The sequence below is a fragment of the Anaerostipes sp. MSJ-23 genome, from assembly GCF_018918155.1.
Lineage (GTDB): Bacteria > Bacillota > Clostridia > Lachnospirales > Lachnospiraceae > Anaerostipes.
Genome location: NZ_JAHLPY010000003.1, coordinates 16,093 through 32,535 on the forward strand (window position 1 = coordinate 16,093; position 16,443 = coordinate 32,535).

Genomic DNA, 16,443 nt, shown 5'->3' on the forward strand with positions numbered 1-16,443 from the left:
AAAATTTTAAAAAAAACTTGCAAATAAAAAAATCTTTTGTTAATATGAACGTGACAAAGGAGTCAAAGCATACAAAAAAACTATGCTTTGACTCCTTTTTTTTTCTCTCGAGAGAATGAAAAGAAGATTTCATTCAGAAAAAATTAAAAATGAAGATGGAGGAAAAAGTTATGAACACAGGAGATACAGGATTTATTTTGCTGTGCGCAGCATTTGTATTTTTTATGACCCCGGGACTTGCATTTTTCTATGGGGGTATGGTGCGAAGAAAAAATGTTGGAAACACAATGATGCAGTGTGTATTTATCATGGGAGTATCCATTGTGATGTGGATTTTATTTGGCTATGCACTGGCATTTGGTGGTAACCATGCAGGAATTATCGGTGGTATGAAATGGTTTGGATTCCAAGGTGTTGGAATGAAGCCGGGACCTTATGCAGTGACCATTCCAAATCTTGCTTTTGCAGCGTTTCAGATGATGTTTGCAATGATCACACCAGCGTTAATTACTGGATCAGTAGCTGGAAGAATGAGATTTAAGGCACTTGTATTATTTGTTATTTTATGGTCTGTGATTGTTTATTATCCTCTGGCTCATATGGTATGGGGAGAAGGCGGATTTCTTGCCAAAATTGGATCTGTAGACTTTGCAGGTGGAAATGTTGTTCATATTTCCTCTGGAGTTAGTGGTCTTGTTCTTGCCATTTTACTAGGAAAGAGACGTGGATATGATCAGGGAGTTTATCATGTACATAATACACCATTTGTATTTCTTGGAGCAGCATTGTTATGGTTTGGATGGTATGGATTTAATGCAGGAAGTGCTCTTGCAGCAAACGGACTTGCAGCTCATGCGTTTATGACAACTTCTGTCTCAGCAGCCTCAGCACTTGTATCATGGATGTTGATTGAAGTGTTTACAGAAGGAAAAACAACCTTAGTTGGAGCTTCTACTGGATTAGTGATTGGTCTTGTTGCTATTACACCTGGCGCAGGATTTGTACCAGTATGGGCATCTATCATTATTGGACTTTTAGTTAGCCCAATCTGCTATTTTGGTGTAAAATTAATCAAAGGAAAATTAAAGATTGATGATGCATTGGATGCATTTGGATGTCATGGAATTGGTGGTATCTGGGGTGGAATTGCAACAGGTATTTTTGGATTAAGTTCTATCAATGGTGTCGCAAAATGGAACGGACTTGCATTTGGGGAAACAAGATTGTTTGTGGCACAGATTGTTGGAATTGTAGTATCTATTGTAATTGCAGTTGTTGGTACTTTGATCTGTCAGGCAATTGTCCGCATCTTTACTCCATTAAGAGTAGAAGAAAGAGAAGAACAGGTTGGATTGGACCGATCAGAACATGGTGAAAATGCATATCCATCCTTTAACGGTCTGGATTAAGGAAGAAAGGCAGAGGTGAAAGATATGATTATTAAAATAAATGCCATTGTACGTGAGGAAAAATTTGAAGATGTAAAAGAAGCTTTAAATAAAATTGGAGTCAATGGAATTACGGTATCTCAGGTCATGGGATGTGGTGCACAAAAAGGATTAACAGAAGTTGTTCGTGGAACAAAAGTTGATCTTATGATGAGACCAAAAATTAAATTTGAAATTGTGGTATCTTCGGAAGAATGGGAAGAGAAAACAATTCGTGCAATTCAAAAAGCAGCGTTTACTGGAGAAGTTGGAGACGGAAAGATTTTTAGCTATGAAGTAAGAAATGTTGTTAGAATTCGTACAAAAGAATCTGGTGTCGATGCATTACAGGATTAGTTTTCAAACACACATATAATAGAAGAAACAGGATCAGTTATGTTGAAAATGGGGCATAGTTGATCTTGTTTCTTTTTTTGGAATTATAAGTTTCTGTAAAATCATGGGCATGTGGTATTAATTTGTGATATAATACTTATTATTTTTAAAGGATAGTATGTTTGAAAAAGAGACAAACAGGAAGTGAATTAAATGGATAAAATAACATTAATTTCAAATCATATGGATGTGGACACCTATCTGGGTCTTCGAAAGGCTGTGAATTTTAAACCACTTTCGAGAGCTCAGGCACAAAAGGCGTTAGATCACAGCCTTTATATTGTGTGTGCAAAAATGGATGATCATGTGGTAGGAATGGGAAGACTTGTAGGTGATGGTTCTGTCATCTGTTATATTCAAGATCTGATGATTCATCCAGATTATCAACATCATGGAATCGGAGGCATGGTAATTGAAGAGTTAATTGGTTATACAGAAAGTCTTTGTGAACCTGGAACCGAAATCATGTTGGATCTTATGTGTGCCGTTGGCAGGGAACCTTTTTACTTAAAGCACGATTTTATATCTAGGCCGACACCGCGTTTAGGTCCAGGAATGATTCGATATATTCGAAAATAGGGAGGAGAAATCAATGGAAGAGAAAAGGTATGATCCTTATACAGGATATGAAATAACCGAAGAAGAAAAGAAAGAGCAAGAACAAAAAGGACAAGATTTTTCTAATCAAAAATCATCAGGAAATTCCAATGGAATTGCTTTGGCAGCGATGATTCTTGGAATTATATCGATTGTTATGATGATTACATGTTGCTGTACGCCGTTTGCTATTATTGTCGGAATCGCGGCCATTGTTTGTTTTGCAGTATCGCCCAAAAACATGGATGGTAAAAAAGAAAAAAGAGCAACTGCTGGGTTTGTTTGTGGAATTATTGGAATAGTTGGAAGTGTGATTCTGATTCTTGTTTTTGTTTTTCAAGTTTTATTAAGTGAAGATTTTCAGCGAACCTTTGATAAGGAATTTCAGAGTAATTATGAGCAATATATGGAAAATGAAGATGACAGTTTTTAAATTGATTTTTCGTATGCCATGTTATTTTAAAGAAGTAACGCATTTCTATTGTCCAGCTTGTGGAGGAACAAGGTCCGTCAAGGCGTTGCTTCATTTTCAGATTCAACGAGCATTTCTATGTAATCCGACGGTCATTTATGGTGTTGTGATTGTGATATGGTGCTTGATTTGGATGTTGGCAAAAAAGATATTTCATAAAGAAATTCGAATTTTGAAACCAGGGTTATGGATGCTGGTCCTTGGAATTTTTTTATTTTTTGGAATCGATATCATTCGAAATATCATGGTATATCAGGTTGGATATGATTATCTTGGAGATCTTTTAAAATATCAAAATTAATATAAAGTTTTAAAGAGTAAGTATGAAGAAAATGGCATACTTACTTTTTGTTTGGGAAAAAGAGTTCTCGCAAGTCGTATAAAAAGAGATTGGATGTTAAAAATAGAAGCAGATCATGACTATCTAAGAATTTAGAAAGGGAGAACACTCAATGCTTGCAACAAAAGTATAAATAGAGTATAATAAATCCGATGTGAAAAAGTTAACGAGTTATATGGAGGACAAACTATGTTAGTATCAGCAAAAGAAATGTTAAATAAGGCAAAAGCCGGACATTATGCAGTTGGACAGTTTAACATTAACAACTTAGAATGGACAAAATCTATCTTATTAGCAGCAGAAGAAACAAGATCTCCTGTTATCCTTGGAGTTTCTGAAGGTGCAGGAAAATATATGACAGGATATAAAACTGTTGTAGGAATGGTAAACGGAATGTTAGAAGAATTAAACATCTCTGTACCAGTAGCTCTTCACTTAGATCATGGTTCTTATGAAGGATGCTACAAATGTATCGAAGCTGGATTCTCTTCTATTATGTTTGATGGATCTCATTATCCAATCGAAGAAAACGTTGAAAAAACAAAAGAACTTGTAAAAGTTGCAAAAGGAAAAGGAATGTCTATCGAAGCTGAAGTTGGTTCTATCGGTGGAGAAGAAGATGGAGTTATCGGTAGAGGTGAATGTGCAGATCCTAAAGAATGTAAAGCAGTTGCAGATCTTGGAGTAACAATGCTTGCAGCAGGAATCGGTAACATTCATGGAAAATATCCAGCAAACTGGGAAGGATTAAGCTTTGAAACATTAGATGCTATCCAGCAGTTAACAGGAGATATGCCATTAGTATTACACGGTGGTACAGGAATCCCTGATGATATGATCAAAAAAGCAATCACTCTTGGAGTAGCTAAGATCAATGTTAATACAGAATGCCAGCTTGCATTTGCTGACGCAACACGTAAATATATTGAAGCTGGAAAAGACCTGGAAGGAAAAGGATTTGATCCTCGTAAATTATTAGCACCAGGTGCAGAAGCTATCAAAGAATTAGTAATCGAAAAGATCAAATTATTCGGATCTGACGGAAAAGCTGACGAATAAGAAAAATAATGGTATGTTATATATACCAAAATTTGAAAGTCACAGCCGTAAAGGCTGTGGCTTTTTTATTTTATAGGAAATTTATCGCTGAATCCTGTTTTACAGGATTCTTTTTAATAATACAAGAAAGCTTTGCTTAAAGAAGAATAATAAAGAAAATTTCTCAGAATGTCTGGTATACCTTGACATTTTTTTTTGATTCAACTATAGTATTCCTAGATAGGAACACGAGGTGACGGAATGAATAATGTAGAAAGTCTGATGGAATTCGGTCTGACGAGGCATGAAGCTAATCTTTACATCTTGCTGGTGCTAGAAGGTAACTTGAATGGATATGAAGCTGCCAAGAGAAGCGGGATTTCCAGATCGAATGCATATAATGCTCTAGCCGGACTGGTTGATAAAGGAGCTGCTTATATGCAGGAAGAAGATACGATCCGGTATACGCCGGTTCCTGTGGAAGAATTTTGTAGTAACAAGATTCGTCATATGGAGAAAAAAAAGAAAGAATTACTGACGCAGCTTCCTTCAAAGAGAAAGAATAAAGGGGGATACCTGACGATTCGTGGTGAGGAGCATATTTGTGATAAGATTATTCAAATGCTTGTCAGTGCAAAAGAACGGGCATATGTATCCATTTATAATGAACGTCTGGAATTTTTTCGAGAGTATATGGAAGAGATGATTCAGAATGGAAAAAAAGTTGTAATCATCACAAATGAACCTTTTGATCTGCCAGGAGCTATTATTTATCTGACAGATTGTCAAGAAGGACAGATTCGTCTGATTACAGATTCGAAAGACGTATTAACTGGTGAGATTACCAATCGATATGAAGCAACCTGTCTGTATTCAAGCAATCAGAATCTGGTGGAAGTGTTTAAAGAAGCTTTGGCAAATGAGATCAAGCTATTACAAATAAAGAAAGGAACGAAGTAAAATGGCAAAAGTACCATTCGTAACAAAGGAACAATTAGACGAAATCGTAAAGAAGTATCCAACACCTTTTCATTTATATGATGAAAAAGGAATCCGTGAGACAGCAAGAGGACTTTATAAAGCATTTTCATGGAACAAAGGATTTAAAGAATTTTTTGCTGTAAAAGCAACTCCAAACCCAACCATCTTAAAAATTTTAAGAGAAGAAGGATGTGGAACAGACTGTTCTTCTTTAACAGAACTTATGATGTCTGATCGTTGTGGATTTGATGGAAGTGAAATCATGTTCTCTTCTAATGATACACCTGCAGAAGAATTTATCCTTGCAAAACAGTTAGGTGCAACAATTAATCTTGATGATATTACACATATCGAATTTTTAAAAGAATGCGCTGGAATTCCAGAAAAAATTTCTTGCCGTTTTAATCCAGGTGGAGTTTTTGCTCTTGGAACAGATATCATGGATAACCCAGGAGATGCTAAATATGGTATGACAACAGAGCAGATGTTTGATGCTTTTAAACAGTTGAAGGAACTTGGTGTGAAAGAATTCGGAATTCATTCCTTCCTTGCAAGTAATACTGTTAGCAACGAATACTACCCAACACTTGCAAGACAGTTATTTGAATTAGCTGTGAAATTAAAGGAAGAAGTTGGTGTCCATATTGGATTTATTAACTTATCTGGAGGTGTTGGAATCCCCTATCTTCCAGATAAGAAGGGAAATGATATTGCAGTGATTGGAGAAGGTGTTCATAAAGTATTTGATGAAGTGCTTGTTCCAGCAGGAATGGGAGATGTAAAGATTTATACAGAACTTGGACGTTATATGCTGGCTCCAAACGGATTATTGATTACAAAAGCAATTCATGAAAAACATACTCACAAAGAATATATTGGTGTCGATGCATGTGCAGTAAACTTAATGCGTCCTGCAATGTATGGAGCATATCATCATATTACTGTTATGGGAAAAGAAAACGAACCAGCAGATCATACTTATGATATTACAGGATCTCTTTGCGAAAATAATGATAAATTTGCGATTGATCGTAAACTTCCAAAAATTGAGATGGGAGATTTATTAGCAATTCATGATACAGGAGCTCATGGATTCGCAATGGGATATAATTATAATGGAAAATTAAAATCAGCAGAAATTTTATTAAAAGAAGATGGAACAACAGAAATGATTCGTCGTGCAGAAACACCAGATGATTATTTCGCAACAATCAAAGGTTTTAATTTCTAAAAATAAAACAAAAAAGAAAAAGAAAATGTACCTGGACAAAGATGGCCTGTCTAGGTACATTTTTATTGTTCTTAAGACTAGAAATTGTTAAAATAGAATTCTACGATTAAGGAAGATGGAGGATGATAAAAATGTTAGAAATATGCTGCGGAAGTTTTGAAGATGCCATGACTGCTTATGAATGTGGGGTAAGGCGTATCGAGCTGAATAGTGCACTTTCTTTAGGGGGCTTGACACCTTCGCTTGGAAGTCTTATTATGACAAAACAGTATACGGATTTGGAAGTGATGGCAATGATCCGTTCCAGAGGAGCTGGTTTTTGTTATACAGAATATCAATATGAGCAAATGTTGGAAGATATGAAATTAATGCTTGCCTATGGCAGTGATGGAATTGTTTTTGGTTTTCTCAAGGAAGACCGAACCATTGATGAAAAACGATGCAGAGAATTTGTAGAAAATATTCATAATGAAGGCCGTCAGGCAGTTTTTCATAGAGCCTTTGATTGTGCAAAGGATGCAAATCAGGCAATAGAAACATTGATTGATCTTGGAGTAGATCGTGTTTTAACAAGTGGTCAGGCTCCAACAGCAGAAGAAGGAATTGCATTACTTTCTAAATTACAAAAAGAATATGGAAAGCAGATCGAAATCCTTGCAGGGTGTGGAATTCATGCAGAAAATGTGAAAAAAATTATAGAAGAAACAGAAATTCTACAAATTCATAGCTCTTGTGGAGGATGGAGAGAAGATTTTACAACAAAAGGAGAACAGGTTTCTTTTGCAATATCTTCAGGAAAACATGAAAATCAATATGAGACAGTATCTGTGGATAAAATCAAAAATCTCCTAAAAATTTGTGGATAGTTTACAGAAATGGCAGAAAGGAAGCGCTTATGAATTTATTTGACATTATTGGACCTGTCATGGTTGGACCTTCCAGTTCACATACAGCAGGAGCTGTAAGAATTGGACAGGTATCCAGACATTTGCTCGGTGAGGATGTAAAAGAAGCAAAAATCTTGCTTCATGGATCTTTTTTGGCAACAGGAAAAGGACATGGAACAGACAGAGCTCTTGTAGCGGGATTACTTGGAATGGCGCCAGATGATATAAGGATTCCAGATAGTTTTCAGGTTGCACAGGAATCTGGGATGAAATTTGAAATTGGAAAAATTCAGTTAAAAAATGCACATCCTAATAGTGTGAAACTAATTTTGGAAGGAGGTTCTGGAAGAAATCTTGAAATTGTAGCCTGTTCGCTTGGCGGCGGAAGAATTAAAATCTGTACGATTGATGGTTTGGAGGCTAATTTTTCTGGTGAATATACGACCTTGGTTGTACACAATGATGATCAGCCAGGACATGTAGCAGAGGTAACTTCTATGCTTGCGCATAAATCTGTAAATATTGCTACAATGCAGTTATATCGTGATCATCGCGGAGGTAGTGCGGTTATGGTTATTGAATGTGATAAGGAAATACCACAAAAGGGAATTGAATGGTTGGAACATTTAGAAGGAATTCAGAAGGTAACCTATTTGGCAAAAATGCAGGAGGACTAGAGCATGGGATTTGGATCAGTAGCAGAAATTGAAGAAAAAGCGCAAAAAGAACAATGTAAATTATGGGAGGCCATTCTTCACGATGATATGAGAGAACGTCAGGTGGATCGTCTGGAAGCAATTGGAAAAATGAGTAATATGTATATTGCCATGAAGGAAGCAAATGAAAGTTATGATAAAGATCTTCGATCGCGAAGCGGTCTTTCTGGTGGCGATGGAGAAAAAATGATAGAAGAAGTGCAAAAAATGCAAAATCTTACGGGAGAATTTGTTGGTACGGTTATGGCAAATGCTTTGAAAATGGGAGAATCCAATGCTTGTATGAAACGTATTGTTGCAGCTCCGACAGCAGGTGCCTGTGGTGTTCTTCCAGCGGTCTTAATTACTTATGAACAATTTTATCATATTCCAGAGGAAAAAATGCTAGAAGGAATGTATCTTGCAGCAGGAGTTGGACAGGTAATCGCGCAAAGAGCAAGTATCGCCGGAGCTCAGGGAGGATGTCAGGCGGAAATAGGTTCAGCATCTTGTATGGCAGCAGCAGCAATCACTTATATTCGTGGAGGAAGTGCAAAGCAGGTATTTGATGCAGGAGCATTTGCGTTGAAAGCATTACTTGGTCTTGTTTGTGATCCTATTGGGGGATTGGTAGAAGTTCCTTGTATCAAAAGAAATGTTATTGGTTCTGTGAATGCAATTACATCTTCGGATATGGCAATGGCAGGGATTGAAAGTAAGGTTCCGCTCGATGAAGTAATTGATGCAATGGCAGAGGTTGGAGATCTTCTTCCATGTTCATTAAAAGAGACAAGCCAGGCTGGACTTGCCCAAACAGAAACCGGGAAAAAGTATCTTGTAGTACAAAATTAAGGAAAAGTTAAGAAAAGAATCGCTTTTTTTGAGACAAATACTCCCAGAAAGTTGTATAGTTATAGGAGAAAAAATAATAAGGGAGGTTTTCCATGAAGAAATTATGTACCTGCATTGTGCCATGTTTTAATGAGGAAGAAGTTATTCCTATTTATTACGAAGCCATGCAGAAGATCATAAAAGAGGAAGAAGATAAACTTTCATTTGAACTTCTTTTTATTGATGATGGAAGTAGTGATCGAACATTGGATGTACTTAAAGGATTAAGTAAGAATGATCCATGTGTTCATTATATATCTTTTTCTAGAAACTTTGGAAAAGAGGCAGGATTATATGCAGGATTAGAACATGCAAAAGGGGATTATATAGTTACAATGGATGTAGATCTTCAGGATCCTCCGGAAATGATACCGGAAATGATTCGCTGCATTGAGGAAGAAGGGTACGACAGTGTAGCAACAAGGAGGGTCACAAGAAAAGGAGAGCCGATCATCCGTTCCTTTTTTGCGCGTAAATTTTATCATATCATTAATAAGATTTCAGATGCAGACATCGTCGATGGCGCCAGGGATTTTCGAATGATGAAGAGAAATATGGTAGATGCAATTTTATCAATGAAAGAATATAATAGATTTACAAAAGGGATTTTTGGCTGGGTCGGTTTTAAAACAAAATGGCTGGAATTTGAAAATGTAGAGCGTGCAGCGGGAGAGACAAAATGGTCTTTCTGGAAATTGTTCCGTTATGCGATGGAAGGAATCATTGCCTTTTCAACCGTACCATTGACTATTGTTTCGGTTATTGGTGTTTTAGTTTGTATAGCAGCATTTTTATTCTTTATTTTTGTACTTGTGCGAGCAGCAATGTTTGGAGATCCAGTAGCAGGATGGCCGTCATTGATTTGTGTAATAAGTTTCTTAAGTGGAATGCAGCTGCTTGGAATCGGACTCGTAGGTATGTATTTATCAAAAACATATCTTGAAACAAAGAAACGACCTATTTATATTGCGAAGGAGATTCATGAATGATGAGGACAAAAAAAAGTCTGATTTTTGCATATACTGTTATTTTTGCAGTTTTATGTGCGATTGTATTTTATCCTTTTTATAGAAATGGAAGATCTTTTGTATGGTGTGCAGGTGGCCAGGATGGAATCGCCCAACATTTGAATGCTCTTGTTTACTGGGGACAATATATCCGTGAATTTTTTGGAAACATGATTCATGGACATTTTAAATTTCCAATGTGGGACATGAGTATAGGGTATGGCGGTGATATCCTGGCAACTTTAAATTATTATGCAATTGGAGATCCATTGAATCTGCTTTATGTTTTTTCAAATAAGCATAATGCAGAATATTTTTATCAGGTTCTGTATTTCGTCAGGATGTATCTTGTAGGGATCAGCTTTATCGCTTATGGACTCTATATGAAAAAAGATAACAAAGGAATTTTATGTGGAAGTCTTATTTATCTTTTCTGCGGATTTTTCTTTAAAGCTTGTTTGCGTCATCCGTTTTTCCTGAATCCGATGATTTATTTTCCACTCATGTTGATTGGAGTTGAGAAGATTTTCAGGAAAGAGCGTCCATACTTGCTGATGTTTATGGCAACATTAGGGGCAATCAGCAATTTTTATTTCTTTTATATGCTGACATTGTTTACTGTCATTTACGCAGCAATCCGTTATCACAACTATGAAAAAATAAAAAATTTCTTCAAAGTATTTTTTAAATTTGCTGGGTGGTATTTGCTTGGAATCGGGCTTTCGGCTGTCATCTTATTACCAGTTCTGATAGGATTTTCTGGTAATGGAAGAACCAGCAGTGGAATGAATTATTTTACATATTTCTATTATCCGATGACCTATTATAAAGCAGCAGTTCATCAGTTTATTGGTTATGAAGCAATTGAAAGAGCAACTTCGATGAATTATGTTGCACTTTCGTTGTTGGTGGCAGTGGCATTATTTGTGCAGAAGAAAAAGGGTCGTATAGATCTTAAAATTGCATTGATAATAGGAATAGCAGGATTGTTATTGCCACCAATTGCCTATGTTTTTCATGGATTTTCTTATCCGATGAATCGATGGATCTTTGCACTTTCTTTTGTTATGGGTGCAATTGTTATGGAAATGTATCAGGACCTTCTGAAATTATCCATTTGGCAGGAAATCGGTATGGCTGTTCTTTGTGTCATTTACATTGTAACGAGCTACTATATTGTAGAAGAAAGAACAAAAGAACTGAAAGTAATATTGGCTGTACTTGTTGGATCATTTTTGATTCTATTGTTAATGAACCATATAGAGTTTTTCAAAAAAGAACCATTCCATCATGTGGCAATGCTTGGAATTGTTTGTGTGAGTATAGGAATAGCTGGATATTTTAATTTTTCTACAAAAGAATCTGCAGTAATTGGTGATTATTTGGAAAGCGGAAAGGTATGGAATTATTTAGAGAAAGATGGAGCTAAATTATTAACTAGTGCAGATAATCAAGGCTTTTATCGTTCAGAGGCATATGGAGCAAACCAATATAATTGGGGATTATCTTATCACACACCGACAACAACCAACTATTTGAGTGTTACGGATGGCAATGTTTCAAAAGCCTTAAGACAGACGGAGACAATGGGATATTTTTATACTTTTAAATTTCGTAAGCTAGATAAACGAAAAGGTTTTATGAGTTTATATGGAGTAAAATATGTAACATTTCCATTAAAAGAAAAAGTTAGTAAAAAAGACTTCCGTCTTATAAAAAAACAGGGAAACTTTGGACTTTATGAAAATAAAAAAGTTCTTCCATTTGGATATACTTATGATTCTTATGTACGAGAGTCAGAATATGAAAAACTTAATGGAATAGACAGAGAGCAGACGATGCTTTCTTCTGCTATTGTGGAGGATCAGGATAAGATTGGAGTACAAAAAAATGTTCCACAGAAACTGTCAAAGGTGGAAGAGGTTGGATCTGATTATAAAATTACAAAATCTCCAAAGAATCGAGTATGGAAAATAAAAATACCAGCAGTTGCTGCGACAAAGAAACAGAAAGTTTATATAAGATTGGAAGGAATGAGCAGTATAAAAGAAAAGAATCAGGTTCGTCGTCATAAGCTTCCAACAGGAGTGAATGCCAATACATTGAGCGCAAGATTTCATGGAAAATCATTCTTGCTTCCAAACGAACAGCAAGGCGGTACTTATTACTTTGGAAAAAGAACATTCTTGCTTCCAGCAAATGGGAAAAAAGGAACATTGAAAATTGACTTAAAAGCACCAGGATATTATACAATAGATAAAATTTCAGTAATTACGATTGATAAAGCAGAAATAAATAAAGCTATAGAACAGCGCCAGAAAAGTGAACACCTTAAAAATATTTCCTATGATATGGGAAATCATTTTTCAGGAACGATCACAACAAAAGGAAGACGAATCCTATGTATTCCGATTGCCTATAGTAAGGGATGGAAGGCGTATGATCACGGACAAAAAGTGGAAGTGAAAAAGGTTAATGGAATGTTTCTTGGAATAGAGCTTAAAAAAGGGAAGCATACAATTCGACTAGATTATGTAACGCCTGGGTTAAAAGCAGGAGCGGGAATCACAGTAATTAGTTTGTGTATTCTTGTTGTTTTGGCAGGAAAAAGGCGAAAAATTACAAAGGGTAACTGCTGATATCGTCAAGAAAACGATCTAGAGTACAGGTCTTTAAATAATCTTTATAAAGAAGTTCTGCATTTTTAAAAATGTCCAGGACTTCTTTTTCTCTTTTATGAGCGAGTGTTTTGTTGTGGAAAAAAACTTTTTCTACAAGGCCAGTAGCGCTGACAAAGGATTCTTTTCCTTCAATTGCAATAAAGATATCATATAAGGATATTTTTTCTGGTTTTTTTTTCAGAGTAAAACCTCCATTTTTTCCGGAGTTTGATTCGATCAATCCGGCAAGAACAAGCTGTCTTGTGATTTTTTTTAAGTAGGAATCTGATACGCCGAGTCTCTGACTTAAATATTCACTGGTCAGATTATGGTCAGATGAAGCATGACCTGCAATGATCATAACAATGCAAATTCCTTGTTCCAGACTTTTTTTGCTTTTCATAAATATTTCCTCTCCTTTCTTTTTTTCAGATATATCTGGTCTGTGTCGGGTCTATTTTAGAATATTCAAGGATAAAATTCAATAAAAAAATTGGCTTAAAATGTCCCAAAGCAAAAAAAATGACCAATCGTTCAATAAATGGTTGACAAACAGCATGGACACAGACTATAATACGATTGATTTATGGATAATGAATGTCTCTAAATAGAATCAAATCAAAGGGAAGGAAGGAGCGGTAATCATGCTAAAACGCGAATGGCAGAAAATAGCGAAGAATAAGTGGATGCTTCTTATTTTAATTGCCATCATTACAATTCCGGCAATCTATACTTCCGTATTCCTTGGATCTATGTGGGATCCTTACGGGGATGCAGATGAACTGCCGGTAGCAGTTATTAACAAAGATCGCAAAGTGGACTATAATGGTACGACATTGGCGGTCGGTGATGAACTGGTAAAAAATCTAAAGAAAACGAAGGCGTTGGATTTTAGGTTTGTAAGTGAAAAAAAAGCGGAAGATGGATTAAAAAGTGGAAAATATTATATGATCATTTCCATTCCAGAAGATTTCTCTGAAAACGCAACGACGTTAATGGATGAGAATCCGAGAAAGATGAAACTGACTTATAAGACAAATCCAGGTACGAACTATGTCGCATCTAAGATGGATGACAGTGCCATGGCTAAGATTGAAAAATCAGTTTCTGAAAAAGTAACAGAGACTTATGCAAAAACAGTTTTTGCTCAAGTGAAGGTGGCAGGAAAAGGATTTTCTAAGGCAGCAGATGGTGCAGGTAAAATTGAAAAAGGTGCGAAGAAGCTGAAAAAAGGAAATAATACTATCGAAAAGAATTTAAGAAAACTGGCATCCAGCTCACTGACATTCCAAAATGGAGCCAAAACACTTTCTGTAGGACTTAGAACCTATACAAATGGTGTCGCTCAGGTTGACAGTGGAGCTACAAGTTTGCAGTCAGGAACAAAGACATTAAAAAATGGAACCGGATCTGCAAAAAGCGGAGCGAATTCTTTAGCAAGTGGAGCAAAGACTTTGCAGAACGGAACTGGACAGCTGAAAAATGGAGCAGGGCAGTTATCTGCTGGAGCAAAAAAATTACAGAGTGGATCAAAGAGTCTGAAAAATGGTGTCAGCCAGTATACAGCTGGAGTTGATAGCGCTAAGGCAGGAAGTTCTCAGCTGGCAGCAAATAATAGCAAGTTAAATAATGGTGTTGCAAGTTTATCCGAAGGAAGTAAAAAACTTTCCAGTGGAACACAGACATTGACAACTGGAATCGGAGGAGTTTTAACAGCAGCACAACAAACTTCTGATCAGATTGGAAACAGTCTTCCAGCAGAATCAGATATCCAGAAATTAACTTCTGGAATGGAAGAGTTAAATGCTGGTATCCAGAAATTAAATAAAGCACTTGGAAATCAGGAAACACAGGCGGCAGTACAAACAACAAAAACGACAACAACAACTGCTGAGAATGAACAGAGCAAACAGGCAGCTGAGAGTGCTTCCAGTGCAAAACAAAGTGTTCGTGTGATGCAGCAGAAAGTCAGCAATTTGAAAAATTCATCCGCATTGAAAAATCTTTCAGAAGAAGAAAAAGAACAACTTTTATCCGAAATTGGAGAGGTTGAAAATGCCGCATCAAATGTGGAAAGCAATGTCGATGAGACTTATACAAAGTCACAAAAAGCTGTACAGTCAAAAGTGACAACAACAACGACAACAAAGCAGGCAAAGAGCGGTCTTACAGACACCATTCAAAAAATGCTTGAATTAAAACAGAGTGTAGCAAAAATTGCAGCTGCATCCAATCAGGTACTCCCAACAGGAGAAAAGGCAATTAATAGTCTCTATGGTGGATTAAAAGAGGTAAAAACAGGACTTGATAAAAAAGGAACGACTCAGAGTGATATGGGTATGATTCAGGCATTAACGGCATTAAAGAGTGGTGCTACAGAAGTACAGACAGGGATGGCCTCTATGGAATCCGGTATTAATGACAGTAAAAATGGTCTAAGTATTGGAATTGCAAATTATACAAATGGAGTAAAACAGCTGGATAATGGTCTTACAAAATTAAGTAAGAATTCAAAAGTATTAAACAGCGGTGCTTCTCAGTTAAACAGCGGTATCAATCAGGTAAGTGTGAAACTTCCAGAATTTATGACAGGTATCAACAAGTTGTATGCAGGAAGTGGAACTCTTGCTTCTGGAGCAAATCAGCTGGCTTCTGGAATCGGAAAATTAGATTCTGGAGCAGGTCAGTTATATGATGGAACAAAAACATTAAAAGCAGGTACCGGTAAACTGGTAGCCAATAATTCTACATTAAATAATGGTGTTACTCAGTTAGCTTCCGGAGCAGGTCAGATTTCGAATGGATCAACCAAACTTGCGAATGGATCAACAACACTTGGAAATGGACTTGGAACATTAACAGATGGAAGTAAGACTCTGAAAGATTCTCTCCAAAAAGGAGCAGATCAGGTCAATGATATTAAGACAACAAATAAAACAAATAAGATGTTTGCAGCCCCTGTAAAAACAAATAATGTAGAATATTCACATGTTCAGAATAATGGTCATGCGATGGCACCATATATGATGTCTGTAGGATTATTTGTAGCATGTATGGCATTCACATTAATGTATCCTTTAATGGAAAGAAACGAAGAAGTCAAGACAGGACTTCAGTGGTGGTTAAGCAAAGTTACTGTGATGGCAGCGATTTCCATTGCACAGGCAGTCATTATGGTTGGTGTATTAATGGTTGTCAATGGTTTGGAACCAAACTATGTAGGAAAAACCTTTGGAATGGCGATACTTGCCTCAATGGCCTTTATGTCATTAATCGCCTTCTTTGAAATGATGATCAATCGTGTTGGAAGTTATGTACTTCTTGTATTTATGGTCATTCAGTTAGGTGCAGCTGGAGGAACTTATCCATTGAATATGGCTCCACATTTCTATACAGTTCTTCATAAGTATATGCCGTTTAGCTATACGGTACACGCATTCCGTCATACACTTTCAATGGACGGAAAGATTGGCGGAGATGTTGCAGTCTTTGTAGGCATCCTTGTAGTATCTACATTGGCAACGATCTTACTGTATCGCTTCAGAATGAAAAAACAGGTCGGAGGAACCTTAGAAGTCGACGGACCAGCAGTACAACATTAAAATAAGAGAATCGTACTTTTAAAGTCAGCAGATTTGTAATATCTGCTGGCTTTTTTATTTTATAGGAAATTTCATAAAAAAGCCTTCCATGGAGGATCGCATTGCGGCGGAGAGTTCTATTTTACAGGATTCTTTTTTTATTCTAAAATAATTTATTACACATATTGATGAAAATATGAGCTATTTAAAAAAATAAAAAATGAAAATGCTATACTGTGA

At 36.3% G+C, this 16,443-nt stretch carries 15 protein-coding genes; 14 read left to right on the forward strand and 1 reads right to left on the reverse strand.

Annotated features, from left to right (window positions below; genetic code table 11):
- Window positions 1-170: 170 nt before the first annotated feature.
- The 13 genes from KQI71_RS03745 (at window position 171) to KQI71_RS03805 (ending at window position 12,601) form a co-directional block, all read left to right on the forward strand.
- Window positions 171-1,409 (forward strand): ammonium transporter, encoded by a 1,239-nt coding sequence (locus tag KQI71_RS03745; RefSeq protein ID WP_216434229.1) that lies wholly within the window; start codon window positions 171-173, stop codon window positions 1,407-1,409.
- Between the two features lie 24 nt (window positions 1,410-1,433).
- Window positions 1,434-1,784 carry a P-II family nitrogen regulator gene (locus KQI71_RS03750; RefSeq protein WP_216434510.1) on the forward strand — a complete coding sequence of 117 codons (351 nt, stop codon included), beginning with the start codon at window positions 1,434-1,436 and terminating at the stop codon, window positions 1,782-1,784.
- 192 nt (window positions 1,785-1,976) lie between these two features.
- The gene (locus tag KQI71_RS03755) at window positions 1,977-2,402 is read left to right on the forward strand and encodes a GNAT family N-acetyltransferase (protein WP_216434231.1); all 426 of its coding nucleotides are present in this window, start codon (window positions 1,977-1,979) and stop codon (window positions 2,400-2,402) included.
- Window positions 2,403-2,415: 13 nt separating this feature from the next.
- Complete coding sequence (locus tag KQI71_RS03760) at window positions 2,416-2,853, forward strand: DUF4190 domain-containing protein (protein ID WP_216434234.1); 438 nt, start codon at window positions 2,416-2,418, stop codon at window positions 2,851-2,853.
- Window positions 2,840-3,193 carry a DUF2752 domain-containing protein gene (locus KQI71_RS03765; protein ID WP_253287917.1) on the forward strand — a complete coding sequence of 118 codons (354 nt, stop codon included), beginning with the start codon at window positions 2,840-2,842 and terminating at the stop codon, window positions 3,191-3,193. Before KQI71_RS03760 ends, KQI71_RS03765 begins: the two co-directional genes overlap by 14 nt.
- A gap of 228 nt (window positions 3,194-3,421) precedes the next feature.
- Window positions 3,422-4,291 (forward strand): class II fructose-1,6-bisphosphate aldolase, encoded by an 870-nt coding sequence (fba, locus tag KQI71_RS03770; protein ID WP_216434238.1) that lies wholly within the window; start codon window positions 3,422-3,424, stop codon window positions 4,289-4,291.
- A gap of 240 nt (window positions 4,292-4,531) precedes the next feature.
- Window positions 4,532-5,230 carry a TrmB family transcriptional regulator gene (locus KQI71_RS03775; protein ID WP_216434240.1) on the forward strand — a complete coding sequence of 233 codons (699 nt, stop codon included), beginning with the start codon at window positions 4,532-4,534 and terminating at the stop codon, window positions 5,228-5,230.
- A gap of 1 nt (window position 5,231) precedes the next feature.
- The gene (locus KQI71_RS03780) at window positions 5,232-6,482 is read left to right on the forward strand and encodes a diaminopimelate decarboxylase (RefSeq protein ID WP_216434242.1); all 1,251 of its coding nucleotides are present in this window, start codon (window positions 5,232-5,234) and stop codon (window positions 6,480-6,482) included.
- Window positions 6,483-6,613: 131 nt separating this feature from the next.
- Window positions 6,614-7,348, forward strand: a complete 735-nt coding sequence (locus tag KQI71_RS03785) for a copper homeostasis protein CutC (protein ID WP_216434512.1) — start codon at window positions 6,614-6,616, stop codon at window positions 7,346-7,348.
- Window positions 7,349-7,377: 29 nt separating this feature from the next.
- On the forward strand, window positions 7,378-8,046 hold the full coding sequence (sdaAB, locus tag KQI71_RS03790; RefSeq protein WP_216434244.1) for an L-serine ammonia-lyase, iron-sulfur-dependent subunit beta: 669 nt from the start codon (window positions 7,378-7,380) through the stop codon (window positions 8,044-8,046).
- A gap of 3 nt (window positions 8,047-8,049) precedes the next feature.
- Window positions 8,050-8,916: an L-serine ammonia-lyase, iron-sulfur-dependent, subunit alpha gene (gene sdaAA / locus KQI71_RS03795; protein ID WP_216434246.1), complete on the forward strand. Its 867-nt coding sequence runs from the start codon at window positions 8,050-8,052 to the stop codon at window positions 8,914-8,916.
- A 92-nt stretch (window positions 8,917-9,008) separates the two neighbouring features.
- Complete coding sequence (locus KQI71_RS03800) at window positions 9,009-9,944, forward strand: glycosyltransferase family 2 protein (protein WP_216434249.1); 936 nt, start codon at window positions 9,009-9,011, stop codon at window positions 9,942-9,944.
- The gene (locus tag KQI71_RS03805) at window positions 9,941-12,601 is read left to right on the forward strand and encodes a YfhO family protein (RefSeq protein WP_216434251.1); all 2,661 of its coding nucleotides are present in this window, start codon (window positions 9,941-9,943) and stop codon (window positions 12,599-12,601) included. The genes KQI71_RS03800 and KQI71_RS03805 overlap by 4 nt, the downstream gene beginning before the upstream one ends.
- On the opposite strand, the gene KQI71_RS03810 is transcribed toward KQI71_RS03805, so the two are convergent.
- Complete coding sequence (locus KQI71_RS03810; protein ID WP_216434252.1) at window positions 12,582-13,025, reverse strand: Rrf2 family transcriptional regulator; 444 nt, start codon at window positions 13,023-13,025, stop codon at window positions 12,582-12,584. The two genes, KQI71_RS03805 and KQI71_RS03810, sit on opposite strands and share 20 nt — an antisense overlap.
- A 241-nt stretch (window positions 13,026-13,266) precedes the next feature.
- On the opposite strand from KQI71_RS03810, the gene KQI71_RS03815 reads away from it, so the two are divergent.
- Window positions 13,267-16,224, forward strand: a complete 2,958-nt coding sequence (locus KQI71_RS03815; protein WP_216434254.1) for a YhgE/Pip domain-containing protein — start codon at window positions 13,267-13,269, stop codon at window positions 16,222-16,224.
- Window positions 16,225-16,443 lie beyond the last annotated feature (219 nt).

Bases quoted from the DNA above. Each gene is read 5' to 3' on its own strand.
- KQI71_RS03745 (WP_216434229.1), top strand. From the start codon at position 171: ATGAACACAGGAGATACAGGATTTATTTTGCTGTGCGCAGCATTTGTA.
- KQI71_RS03750 (WP_216434510.1), top strand. From the start codon at position 1,434: ATGATTATTAAAATAAATGCCATTGTACGTGAGGAAAAATTTGAAGAT.
- KQI71_RS03755 (WP_216434231.1), top strand. From the start codon at position 1,977: ATGGATAAAATAACATTAATTTCAAATCATATGGATGTGGACACCTAT.
- KQI71_RS03760 (WP_216434234.1), top strand. From the start codon at position 2,416: ATGGAAGAGAAAAGGTATGATCCTTATACAGGATATGAAATAACCGAA.
- KQI71_RS03765 (WP_253287917.1), top strand. From the start codon at position 2,840: ATGACAGTTTTTAAATTGATTTTTCGTATGCCATGTTATTTTAAAGAA.
- fba (WP_216434238.1), top strand. From the start codon at position 3,422: ATGTTAGTATCAGCAAAAGAAATGTTAAATAAGGCAAAAGCCGGACAT.
- KQI71_RS03775 (WP_216434240.1), top strand. From the start codon at position 4,532: ATGAATAATGTAGAAAGTCTGATGGAATTCGGTCTGACGAGGCATGAA.
- KQI71_RS03780 (WP_216434242.1), top strand. From the start codon at position 5,232: ATGGCAAAAGTACCATTCGTAACAAAGGAACAATTAGACGAAATCGTA.
- KQI71_RS03785 (WP_216434512.1), top strand. From the start codon at position 6,614: ATGTTAGAAATATGCTGCGGAAGTTTTGAAGATGCCATGACTGCTTAT.
- sdaAB (WP_216434244.1), top strand. From the start codon at position 7,378: ATGAATTTATTTGACATTATTGGACCTGTCATGGTTGGACCTTCCAGT.
- sdaAA (WP_216434246.1), top strand. From the start codon at position 8,050: ATGGGATTTGGATCAGTAGCAGAAATTGAAGAAAAAGCGCAAAAAGAA.
- KQI71_RS03800 (WP_216434249.1), top strand. From the start codon at position 9,009: ATGAAGAAATTATGTACCTGCATTGTGCCATGTTTTAATGAGGAAGAA.
- KQI71_RS03805 (WP_216434251.1), top strand. From the start codon at position 9,941: ATGATGAGGACAAAAAAAAGTCTGATTTTTGCATATACTGTTATTTTT.
- KQI71_RS03810 (WP_216434252.1), bottom strand. From the start codon at position 13,025: ATGAAAAGCAAAAAAAGTCTGGAACAAGGAATTTGCATTGTTATGATC.
- KQI71_RS03815 (WP_216434254.1), top strand. From the start codon at position 13,267: ATGCTAAAACGCGAATGGCAGAAAATAGCGAAGAATAAGTGGATGCTT.